General features: G+C 54.1%; 4 protein-coding genes. All 4 read right to left on the bottom strand.

The window, feature by feature from the left end; all coding sequences use genetic code 11:
- Positions 1-4: 4 nt before the first annotated feature.
- Positions 5-1,417: an FAD-dependent oxidoreductase gene (locus tag MD588_RS15030; RefSeq protein WP_265698204.1), complete on the bottom strand. Its 1,413-nt coding sequence runs from the start codon at positions 1,415-1,417 to the stop codon at positions 5-7.
- 13 nt (positions 1,418-1,430) lie between these two features.
- Positions 1,431-5,894: a glutamate synthase large subunit gene (gltB, locus tag MD588_RS15025; RefSeq protein WP_265698203.1), complete on the bottom strand. Its 4,464-nt coding sequence runs from the start codon at positions 5,892-5,894 to the stop codon at positions 1,431-1,433.
- A gap of 444 nt (positions 5,895-6,338) precedes the next feature.
- Positions 6,339-7,811, bottom strand: coding sequence for a glutamate synthase subunit beta (locus tag MD588_RS15020; RefSeq protein WP_265698202.1), 1,473 nt, complete (start codon positions 7,809-7,811; stop codon positions 6,339-6,341).
- Entirely contained in the window at positions 7,804-12,351 is a 4,548-nt protein-coding gene (gltB, locus tag MD588_RS15015; protein ID WP_265698201.1) for a glutamate synthase large subunit, read from the bottom strand. The genes MD588_RS15020 and gltB (MD588_RS15015) overlap by 8 nt, the downstream gene beginning before the upstream one ends.
- Positions 12,352-12,510: the final 159 nt, after the last annotated feature.

Here is a 12,510-nt window from a genome sequence, read left to right as displayed (position 1 = left end):
GCGTTTATACTTCTAGGTAATCGAGGATCCCTTCAGCGGCTTTGCGCCCTTCATCAATCGCCGTGACGACCAGATCAGAGCCCCGAACCGCATCCCCGCCGGCAAAGATTTTGGCATTGCTGGTCTGAAACTGGAAAGCCCCTGCAGCGGGAGCCTTGATCCGCCCCCATTGGTCCAGCTCGACATCATGGGTCTCTAACCACGGCATGGCATGCGGCTGGAAGCCGAAGGCCATGATCACAGCATCGGCTGCCAGTACGTGCTCACTACCGGCAACGGGTTCAGGGCGTCGGCGACCCGCTTCATCTGGCTCGCCCAGTGCCGTTTTAACGACCTTGACACCAGATACACTGCCATCGCTATTAATTTCAATTCCGAGGGGCTGCAGGTTGAACTTGAATTTCACACCCTCCTCGCGGGCGTTTTTTACTTCTCGCTTAGAGCCAGGCATGTTGGCCTCGTCACGCCGGTAGGCACAGATCACGTCACGAGCCCCCTGGCGTACTGAGGTACGGACACAATCCATAGCGGTATCGCCGCCGCCGAGTACAACTACCCGTTTGCCTGCCATATCAACAAATTTGCTATCGGCCTCCAGCTGCATGACACGATAGGTGTTCGAAATTAGAAATGGCAGGGCATCGTGGACGCCCGGCGCCTCTTCGTTGGCAAGGCCGGCCCGCATATTTTTGTAGGTACCGACACCGAGGAAGACAGCATCGTACTCCTCCAGGAGTTGCTTCATCTGGATATCCTTGCCGACTTCAGTATTGAGCCGGAACTCGATCCCCATTTCGGTGAAGATCTTGCGGCGGTTGGTCATGACCGCCTTCTCAAGCTTGAAGGAAGGAATACCGAAGGTCAGCAGACCGCCGATTTCCGGATAGCGGTCAAACACGACGGGTTTAACCCCGTTACGAACGAGAATATCGGCACAAGCCAAGCCGGCAGGACCGGCACCGATAATGGCCACCTTCTTATCGGTCCACTCGACATGGGACATATCGGGCTTCCAGCCCATCTCGAAGGCTTTGTCGGTAATATATTTCTCAACATTGCCGATGGTGACGGCGCCAAAGTCATCATTTAGGGTGCAGGCACCCTCGCAGAGTCGGTCCTGCGGGCAGACCCGACCACAGACTTCCGGCAGGGTGTTGGTTTGGTGCGCCAGTTCAGCAGCTTCGATGATCCGGCCTTCATTAGCCAGCTTTAGCCATTGCGGAATATAGTTGTGGACCGGGCACTTCCACTCACAATACGGGTTACCGCAGTCAAGGCAGCGATCTGCTTGTGCTCCTGCCTGCTGTTGGGTAAAGGGCTCGTAGATTTCCACGAATTCGATTTTACGGATACTGAGTGGCTTCTTGGCCGGATCAACCCGCGCAACGTCAATAAATTGGTATATGTTCTGGCTCATTAGGCATCCCTTCCTATTGTGCTTGTACGCGTAGTTCTGCGGTTGAACGGCTTTGGTGACCCAACAGAGTATTCACATCGGCAGATTTTGGTTTCGCCAGGTAAAACTTGGGGATCCACAGGTCGAAGTCGGCGAGAATTTCCTGGGCGCGGCTTGAGCCTGTCTCTTCAAGATGGCGGTCGATCAGGCCACGCAGGTGTTCCTGGTGGATCTTCAAGTCGTCCAGCGGCAATGCTTCGATCAGCTCAGGGTTAACCCGGCCGGCAAAGTCACCGTCTTCATCGAGGATGTAAGCAAAACCTCCTGTCATGCCTGCCCCAAAGTTGACTCCGGTTTTACCGAGAATCGCGACAATGCCGCCAGTCATGTATTCGCAGGCGTTGTCACCAGCGCCCTCAACCACCGCGATGGTACCCGAATTACGCACAGCGAAGCGCTCGCCCGCAGTGCCTGCGGCAAAGAGCTGGCCACCAGTTGCGCCATAGAGGCAGGTGTTACCGATAATGGTGGCTTCATGCGATTTAAACGCGGAGCCAATTGGCGGGCGGATAGCAATTTTTCCGCCCGTCATCCCCTTTCCGACATAGTCATTGGCATCACCGGTCAGGTGGAGGTTTAGGCCCCCGGCGTTCCACACCCCGAATGACTGGCCGGCTGTGCCTGTCAGGTGAAGGTTGATCGGGCTGCCGGCCATGCCCTGGTTTCCATAGCGTTGGGCGATTTCACCCGACAACCGGGCACCGATAGAGCGGTCAGTATTTCGGATATCGTGGTACAGCGCCTCGCCACTGCGGCTTTCGATGGCAGGCAGTGCCTCGTTGAGCAAGGCATTGCTCAGGACTGCTGTATCAAATGGGGTATTCGGTTCGCTGCAGTACAGGGTTTTGCCGACTATCGGGGTTGGGGCATGCAAAAGGCCTGTCAGATCCAGCTTGCTCTGCTTGGCGCTGAATCCGTCAAGAGTCTCGAATAAATCGGTGCGGCCGATTAAATCCGTCAGCTTTTCAACGCCTAGTTGAGCCAGCAACTCGCGGACTTCCTGACCCAGGCCGACAAAGTAGTTTATTACTTGTTCTGGCAGGCCTTTGAAGAAGTCGCGGCGTAGTTTCTCATCCTGGGTGGCTACGCCAGTTGCACAGTTATTGAGGTGGCAGATACGCAGGTATTTACACCCTAGGGCAACCATCGGCGCAGTACCAAAGCCGAAGCTTTCGGCCCCCAGTATAGCCGCTTTCACCACGTCGAGACCGGTTTTCAGACCACCGTCGACCTGAAGGCGGATTTTATGGCGCAGTCCGTTGGCCACCAAGGCCTGCTGGGTTTCAGCCAGCCCCAGCTCCCAAGGGCTACCGGCATATTTGACCGAGGTCAGTGGACTGGCCCCGGTACCGCCGTCATAGCCGGAAATGGTGATTAGATCGGCATAGGCTTTGGCGACACCGGTGGCAATTGTACCGACCCCCGGCTCTGATACCAGCTTGACCGAGACCATTGCCTGCGGGTTGATCTGCTTTAAGTCGAAGATCAACTGCGCCAGATCTTCAATGGAGTAAATGTCATGGTGCGGCGGTGGCGAGATCAGGGTAACTCCCGGTACGGCATAGCGGAGTTTGGCTATCTCGGTTGTTACCTTATGGCCTGGTAGCTGGCCGCCTTCTCCGGGTTTTGCCCCCTGGGCCACTTTAATCTGAATGACATCAGCATTAACCAGATAGTGTGGTGTGACCCCGAAACGGCCGGATGCGACCTGCTTGATCCGAGAGTTTCGCTCGTTGCCGAAGCGACGCGGATCCTCGCCGCCTTCGCCGGAGTTAGAACAGCCGCCCAGGCGGTTCATGGCGATGGCCAGGGCTTCATGGGCTTCCGGGCTCAGGGCGCCGATAGACATTGCAGCAGAGTCAAAGCGCTTATACAGCTCAGTTGCGGCTTCAACCTGGTCGATGCCGAGGGGGCTTGCGGCTTCTTTTAATTTCAGTAAGTCACGGATAGCGGCGACAGGGCGTTGGTTCACCTCGCTGGCAAACGCGAGGTAGTCCTGATAGTCACCCGATTTCACTGCTTTTTGTAATGTTCCCACGACATCTGGGTTATAGGCATGGAACTCTCCGCCGTGGACGTACTTCAGCAGTCCGCCGTGCTCAATAGGTTTGCGTTTTAGCCATGCTCGGCGTGATAGGTTGAACAGGTCTTGCTGGAAGTCGTCAAAATCGGCTCCGGCAATCCGGCTGGCGACGCCTTGGAAACACAGCTCGATCACTTCGTCACCCAGGCCAATGGCTTCAAATAGCTTCGAGCATCGGTAGGAGGCGATGGTGGAGATCCCCATCTTCGACATGATTTTGAAGAGGCCCTTGTTCATACCATCACGGAAATTAATCATCACTTCACGGTACGGTTTGCTGATTGCACCGTTATCAATAAGCTGGCCGAGAGATTCGTAGGCCAGATACGGATAGACGGCGGTAGCTCCAAAGCCCAGCAATACCGCGAACTGATGAGGATCCCGGGCGGTGGCAGTTTCAGCAACGATATTGGCATCACAACGGAGGTTGGTTGCGACGAGGCGGCTCTGAACGGCTCCGATCGCCATTGCTGCCGGGATTGGGAGCTTGTCCGGGTTGATCCCCCGGTCGGAAAGTACCACCAGAACGGTGCCGTTTCGGATCAGACGCTCGGCCTGATCACAGATATCGAGGATGGCCTGCTTGAGATCTTTCTTGTTAGGATCGTAGTTAATATCAATGATGCTATTGCGGTAGTACTGGCTGTCGAGTTCCAGCAACTGCACCAGATCGGAATAGAGCAATATCGGAGAGCGGAAGGCAACCCGGTGGGCATGACCGTCGGTCTCGCAGAACACGTTCATCTCACGGCCGATACAGGTCGCCAGTGACATGACGTGTTTTTCCCGTAATGGGTCGATAGGAGGGTTGGTGACCTGGGCAAACATCTGACGGAAATAATCGGTTACCGATCGCTCTTTGGATGACAGGACTGCCATCGGGGCATCATCGCCCATTGAACCGGTGGCCTCCTGACCGTTTTCGCCGACGACGCGAAGTACCTGGTCGAGCTCTTCGTTATTGACCCCGAAGAGTTTCTGGTAGGTCTGAAGCTCACTGTCATCAAGCGATCGGTTACCGACTTGATCATCACCAAGCTCCTCGAATGGCACCAGGCGTTTGACATGGCAGTCCATCCACTCTTTATAGGGGTGGCGGCTCATCAGTTCACTGTCGATATCACCCGAGTGCCAGATTTTGCCGAACTTGGTATCGATCACCAGCAGCTCGCCGGGGCCGACACGGCCTTTCTCGGCCACTTCGTCCGGTGCGTAATCCCAGATCCCGACCTCGGAAGCCAGGGTGATCAGCTTGTCTTTGGTGATCACATAACGGGCCGGACGCAGGCCATTACGGTCGAGGTTACAGGCGGCGTAGCGGCCGTCGGACATGACGATACCGGCCGGGCCGTCCCACGGTTCCATGTGCATGGTGTTGAAATCGTAAAAAGCACGCAGTTCCGGATCCATATCCGGGTGGTTTTGCCAGGCTGGTGGAACCAGCATCCGCATGGCCCGGAACAGATCCATCCCGCCGGAGAGAAACAGCTCCAGCATGTTGTCGAGGCTGGAGGAGTCCGAGCCGGTTTCATTGACAAACGGCGCAGCCGTTTGTAGATCCGGCAGTAACGGAGATGCAAACTTGTAGGCTCGGGCCCGTGCCCATTGACGGTTGCCGGCGATAGTGTTGATTTCACCATTGTGGGCCAAGTAGCGGAACGGTTGGGCCAGCGGCCAGCGTGGCTGGGTATTGGTCGAAAAGCGCTGGTGGAACAGACAGATGGAAGATTCAAGCCGTAGGTCTCCGAGATCTTGATAGAACTTCGGCAGGTCTGCCGGCATGCAGAGCCCTTTATAGACAGTAACTTGTGTCGACAGACTACAGATATAGAAGTCCGGATCTTCGTTAATCCGTTTTTCAATCCGGCGGCGGGCTATATAGAGGCGCCGGTCTACATCTCGGGGTTTCCAGCCAGCAGGGGCATTGACGAAGACCTGCTCAATCTGAGGCAGTGATTCGGTGGCAATCGGACCAAGTACCTGTGGGTTGACCGGTACTTCACGCCAGCCGACCAGCGACAGGGTTTCCTTGGCCAGCTCTTCATTGATGATGGTACGGGCTTGTTCGGCCTTGACTGGATCCTGACTTAAAAACAGCATCCCGATAGCGAACTCACGGGCGAGTTTCCAGCCTTTCTCCTCGGCAACGATCCGGTAGAAATTTTCCGGTTTCTTCATCAGCAGACCGCAACCATCGCCGGTCTTGCCGTCTGCGGCAATCCCACCACGGTGGGTCATACGATCCAATGCGGATATAGCGGTACGGACAAGTTTGTGGCTGGTTTCTCCTTCAATATGGGCGATGAGGCCAAAACCACAGTTATCTTTTTCCAGCGTTGGGTCATACAGTGTCATTGCAACTCTCCCTTGCTCCTGCCTATCTAGGCAGTGTTACTGCATATTTATGGCTATCTCCCTGATCGCCATTTCTGCTTCCAGCAATATTTGAAGTTAACGACAATTTACAAAAAGGTCAAATTTCCGTCACAATCGCGGGTTAACCCAGTGATTTCGTGCCATGTGTTTTATAAATTATTGGTATTTAGCCGGTTTTGGTTTATTTGAAATATTTTGATTACATTTTTGGGCTGCTTATTCAGCTAGGAAGCTTATGAAAAGTGAGAACTTTATTGCTGGGGGGAAGTCGTCGCAGGTATATGCAAAAGGCAAGGAGGCTGATAGCTAGGGCCGGAATAAAATACGGGAGTTACTATAATCCAGCAAGAAAATGGCGATAAGAAACATAAAAAAGCCAGCTCATAAGAGCTGGCATGGATTTTAGTTCAATACTGAATGAAATCAGGCTTGAGACAGCATAAGTGAATTGGCTTTGGCTTCCAGGTTAGAGTTCCCCATCAGGTAAGCATCAATTTCTCGCGCACATTCTCGTCCTTCATTGATGCAGCGAACGACCAGAGACTGACCGGTACGCATATCGCCTGCGGCGAAGACGCCTTTCTGGCTGGTGGCAAAGCCCGAAGTCGCCACGTTGCCGCGCTCGTCGAGCTTAACATCCAGCTGGGCAATCACACCGGTTGGTTCCGGGTGGAGGAAGCCCATTGCCAGGAATGCCAGATCACACGGAATGATCCGCTCAGAGCCGGCGACTTCTTCAAACCCAGGGCGCTCGCCCGGTTTGGCCTCTTGCCACTGAATATCGGCAATCCGCAGTGCTTTGACATTACCGGCTTCGTCACCAATAAATTCCTTAGTCAGGATATTCCAATGGCGCTCACACCCTTCCTCGTGTGATGTCGACGTTTTCATGATCATCGGGTATGACGGCCATGGCTGATTGGCTGGGCGCTTCTCCGGCGGGATCGGCATGATCTCAACCTGGGTAATGCTGCTTGCGCCATGACGGTTCGAGGTACCGACACAGTCAGAGCCGGTATCACCGCCACCAATAACCACCACGTGCTTACCTTCAGCGTGAATTTCTTCGGTCTTCAGATCCATGTTGTTGGCTCGGCGGTTATTCTGCGCCAGAAACTCCATGGCAAAATGAACGCCATTTAGTTCCCGGCCAGGGATCGGCAGGTTCCGTGGTACTGTTGATCCGCCAGTTAGCAGCACAACATCAAAGTCTTGTCGTAACTGCTGGGCATTGACGTCAACACCAACATGAGCATTGACCTCAAACTTTACTCCGGCTTCGGCCATTAGGTTGACTTTACGGTCAATGATATCCATCCCGAGCTTGAAGTCAGGAATACCGAAACGCAGCAGGCCACCAACTTTTTCGTCACGCTCAAACACCGTTACACAGTGACCGGCACTGTTTAGCTGCTCGGCGGCGGCCAGGCCTGCTGGGCCTGAGCCGATAATGGCCACGGTTTTTCCGGTGCGAGTGCGCGGTGTCTTCGGCTTGGCATATCCTTCGCGGTACGCAGTCTCGACAATGGTCTTCTCGATATTACAGATAGTGATTGGGTCTTGGTTGATCCCCAGTACACAGCCACTCTCACAGGGAGCCGGGCAGACACGACCGGTAAACTCCGGGAAGTTATTGGTCGAACTTAGGATGTTCCATGCTTCTTCCCAGCTATCGCGATACACCGCATCATTGAATTCCGGAATGATGTTGCCAATCGGACACGAGTTATGACAGAACGGGACGCCGCAATCCATGCAGCGTGATGCCTGTGTATTGATTTTGTCACCAAACTCTTCATTCAGAACGAACTCTTTGTTGTCCTGAATACGGACGCTCGGTCCTAACTTTTGTGGCAGCTCGCGGCCAAATTCTAAAAATCCTGTAGGCTTACCCATTTACGGCCTCCAACTCTTCCTTGTTTTCTGCTTCCGCTTTGCGCTTTTGTAGGACAGCTTTGTAATCCCGAGGCATCACTTTCACCATCTTCTGAAGGTTTGCTTCAAAGTTGGCAAGGAAAGTCTGTGCCACTGTACTGCCCGTCAGCTCAACATGTTTGGCTAGCATAGTTTGCAGTAAGTCCTTGTCTTCCTGCTCGATTGGATCCAGGTCAACAAGTTCCGGGTTTAGCTTGGTTTCAAAATCATCAAACTGATCCCAAACGTACGCCACCCCACCACTCATACCTGCCGCAAAGTTACGGCCAGTCTGACCGAGGATCACCGCGACCCCACCTGTCATGTATTCACAACCGTGATCTCCGACACCTTCGACAACGACTTTCGCACCTGAGTTACGGACACAGAAACGTTCGCCGGCCAAGCCGCGGATATAAGACTCACCTGAAGTCGCGCCGTAGAAACAGACGTTACCAACCACGATATTATCTTCCGGGGTAATGTCAGACTTGGCGTCCGGGTAAAGAACCAGCGTACCGCCGGACAGGCCTTTGCCCCAATAGTCGTTGGCATCACCTTCCACCTCAAACGTCACGCCTTTGGCTAGGAAGGCTCCCAGACTCTGACCGGCAGAGCCCTTGAACTTCACGTTCATCGGCTGTGGCAGCCCCTGGTCTTTGTAGATTTTTGAAATTTCGTTCGACAGCATGGTACCGGCACTACGGTCGGTGTTGATGATGTCAAACTCGGCATCAACCTGCTTGCCTTCGTACAATGCAGGTGCCGCCGCCTCAATCAGCTTACGGTCAAGTACATTTTCAAGGTTATGTTCTTGTTCGCGCTGGTTGTAGATACCGTCTTCCTCACGCGCAGGCTCGTTGAACAGTACCGGGCTAAGGTCAAGGTTCTGGTATTTCCAGTGGCCGATATCATCACGGATTTTCAGCTTGTGGGACTGACCGACCATTTCGTCGATAGTACGGAAGCCCAATTCAGCCATGATTTCGCGCAGGCCTTCAGCCATGTACTGGAAGAAGGTAACTACGTCATCTACGCGGCCATCAAAACGCTCACGCAGGGTCTTGTTCTGGGTCGCGATACCGACCGGACAGGTGTTCTTATGACACTTACGCATCATGATACAGCCTTCAACCACCAGTGCGGCTGTGGCGACACCCCATTCTTCGGCACCGAGCAAGGTCGCGACAGCAAGATCGCGCGGGGTTTTCATCTGACCGTCAGACTGCACCACGATACGGTTACGCAGACCGTTCTTCAGCAGGGTCTGGTGGGTTTCGGCCAGGCCGAGCTCCCAAGGTAGACCGGTGTGGCGAATCGATGACATCGGCGAGGCACCCGTACCGCCATCAAAGCCGGCAATCAGAACTACGTCGGCTTTTGCTTTGGCAACACCCGAGGCAATCGTACCGACACCGGCTTCCGATACCAGCTTGACGTTAACACGACCAGCACGGTTGGCATTTTTCAGATCGTAGATCAGCTGGGCCAAGTCTTCGATAGAATAAATATCGTGGTGCGGCGGTGGCGAAATCAGACCGACCCCCGGAGTGGAGTGGCGGGTTGCACCGATCCAGTCATCAACCTTGTCACCCGGTAGCTGACCGCCTTCACCAGGCTTGGCACCCTGAGCCATCTTGATCTGAATTTCGTCAGAGTTGGTCAGGTAGTAAGAGGTCACACCGAAGCGTCCGGAGGCTACCTGCTTGATCGCCGAGCGTTCCCAGTCGCCATTGTCCTTCTTCTCGAAGCGGGTCGGATCCTCACCGCCTTCACCGGAGTTGGACTTTGCACCGATGCGGTTCATCGCCACAGCCAGTGTCGAGTGGGCCTCGTATGAGATAGAGCCAAAACTCATGGCGCCGGTCGCAAAACGCTTGAGGATGCTTTCGATTGGCTCGACTTCTGCCAGCGGAATGGAACCTGCCGGATTGTTGATAAATTCAAGCTGGCTACGCAGTGTTGCGGCATGGTCGCCCTGCGAGTCAACTGCGTGGGCATATTGCTTGAACTGGTTAAAGTCCTTGTTACGGGTTGATTGCTGCAGCAGCGAGATGGTCTCTGGGTTGAACAGGTGTTTTTCGCCACGCTGCTTCCACTGGTAGACACCACCGACATCCAGCATCTGGATTGGAATGTCGCGGGTCGGATAGCCGACACGGTGACGGATCAGCACTTCCTGGGCAATATCATCGATAGTCAGGCCCTGGATACGTGAAACCGTACCGGTGAAGTATTTGTCCACTACCGCCTTGCTGATCCCCAGAGCCTCGAAGATCTGGGCGCCATGATATGACTGTAGGGTGGAGATCCCCATCTTGGAGAAGATCTTCAGCAGGCCGCCGTTGACACCTTTACGGTAGTTGTTAAATAGCGTCTCTGTTGGCAGTTCGGGATCCAGCTTGCGCTTTTTTTGCAGGTCAACCAGAGTCTCTGTAACCAGGTATGGGTTAACCGCATTGGCACCATAACCAACCAGTGTTGCAAAGTGGTGGGTCTCACGTGCATCGCCGGTTTCCACCACGATGTCACACTTGGCACGCAGCCCTTTGCGGATCAGGTGATGGTGTACCGCACCGACCGCCAGCATCGCCGGGATTGCGGCATGGTTCGAGTTAACCGCGCGGTCCGTAAGGATAATGATTGAGTAGCCGTCAATAACGGCATCTTCCGAGTACTGGCAGATACGCTTTAGAGCACGTTCGAGCTTGCCTTGCTCGCCATTGGCACGGAATACGATATCCAGTGTCTTGGCCTGTAGGTGCTCGTTGTCGATAGCACGGAGTTTTTCAAGCTCGGCGTTTGATAGTACCGGGGACTCCAGCTCGACCTTCTGGCAGTGCTCAGGGGTCTCGGTGAGCAAGTTCTGATCTTTACCCAGATACGTATTCAGAGACATCACCATCCGTTCACGGATCGGATCGATCGGCGGGTTGGTGACCTGGGCAAACAGCTGCTTGAAGTAGTTCGACAAGTGCTGTGACTGATGTGAAAGGACTGCTAACGGCCAGTCGGCACCCATCGCGCTGAGGGGCTCGTAACCGGTTTTTGCCAGCGGAACGATGATTTCGTTCACTTCTTCCGAGCTCATACCAAAGGCTTGCTGGTGGTGCAGCAGGCGTTCAGGTGTTGGCTGGTGGTGCATGTTGTCGGCTTCAGGCAGTGCCTTCAGGCTCAACAGGTTGTCCTGAACCCACTGCTCATAGGGCTGGGCCGAGGCAATGCTGTCCTTGACCTCTTCGTCAGAGATGATGCGGCCTTGTTCGAGATCGGCGACAAAGATACGGCCAGGCTGCAGGCGCCCGCGGAACTGGACGTTTTCAGGTTCAATTTCGACGACACCAGATTCGGATGCCATTACCAGGAAGTCATCTTTGGTTACGGTATAGCGGGAAGGACGCAGACCGTTACGGTCCAGTGTTGCCCCTACCTGAACGCCATCGGTGAAACAAACGGATGCCGGGCCGTCCCACGGTTCCATGACGTTGGCATGGTACTGGTAGAAGGCACGGCGCTTTGGATCCATGTTCTTGTTTTCCTGCCATGCCTCAGGGATCAGCATCATCAGCGCGTGCGGCAGGCTACGGCCGGAAAGTACCAGCAGTTCCAGTGCCATATCAAAGTTCGATGAATCTGAGCTGCCTTCCTGACAGATCGGCAATAGCATGTCGATTTCTTGCTGGCTGAATAGCTCAGACTCAAGGATCGCTTCGCGGGCCTTCATCCAGTTAAGGTTACCGCGTACGGTGTTGATTTCACCGTTATGGGCAATGTAACGGAAAGGCTGAGCCAGGCGCCATTTCGGGAAGGTGTTGGTCGAGAAACGTGAGTGAACCAGCGCCAGAGCAGTGACCATGGTTGGATTCTGCAGATCGAGGAAGTACTGCGGTACCTGCTCGGTTGTCAGCTGGCCTTTGTACACCAGGGTCTTGTATGACAATGAGTTGATGTAGAAGTCATCGCCAATATTGGAAATGCTTTCCAGGCAGACGCGAACCGTGTAGTTACGCAGGACGTAGAGCTTACGCTCAAGCACGGCCGGGTCGAGGTTGGCACCGCCGGTAATGAAGACGTGTTCAAACTGAGGCTCTGTGCTCAGCGGATCTTCACCGATCATGGAATTGTCGACAGGCAGTACACGGTAGCCAATGATTTCAAGATCGAGGCGCTTGGCATTGCGCTCTAAAATATCACGACACTGTTGACGTTTATGCTCGTCTTTAGGGAAGAGCACAACCCCCACACCGTACTGATCAAATGACGGTAGTTTAATGCCCTGTTTAACGGTTTCTTCAAGTAAAAATTCATGGGGCTTTTGCAGAAGAATACCGGCACCGTCACCGCTGCATGGATCGCAACCCTGGCCGCCACGGTGTTCCATCCGAGCAAGCATATCAAGGGCTTGGGTTACAATTTCATGGGATTTGCGGTTCTTTAGGTGGGCCACAAAGCCGATACCACAGGCATCGTGCTCCAATTCAGGCACGTAGAGTCCCTGAGCATTAAGCTCTTGATCTGTCATAGATACTTCCTTCCAGTTTCAACAGGCTTCAATCCAGAGGCCTGAGTTCCCTAATTTGTTTTTGTCCATCGTGACCGGCATTGAGCGGACTCCTGTCCAACCGGTGAGATGGGATGTTTGCTGTGGGATGATGGTTGAGATCATTAGCAAACTAAATTC

This window comes from Photobacterium obscurum, from assembly GCF_026191635.1.
Classification (GTDB): domain Bacteria; phylum Pseudomonadota; class Gammaproteobacteria; order Enterobacterales; family Vibrionaceae; genus Photobacterium; species Photobacterium obscurum.
Note: the sequence above shows the minus strand (reverse complement) of the source record. Positions and strands in the feature narration are given on the sequence as shown.

Coding starts and splice junctions, on each gene's coding strand:
- gltB (WP_265698201.1), bottom strand. CDS start 12,351: ATGACAGATCAAGAGCTTAATGCTCAGGGACTCTACGTGCCTGAATTG.
- gltB (WP_265698203.1), bottom strand. CDS start 5,894: ATGACACTGTATGACCCAACGCTGGAAAAAGATAACTGTGGTTTTGGC.
- MD588_RS15020 (WP_265698202.1), bottom strand. CDS start 7,811: ATGGGTAAGCCTACAGGATTTTTAGAATTTGGCCGCGAGCTGCCACAA.
- MD588_RS15030 (WP_265698204.1), bottom strand. CDS start 1,417: ATGAGCCAGAACATATACCAATTTATTGACGTTGCGCGGGTTGATCCG.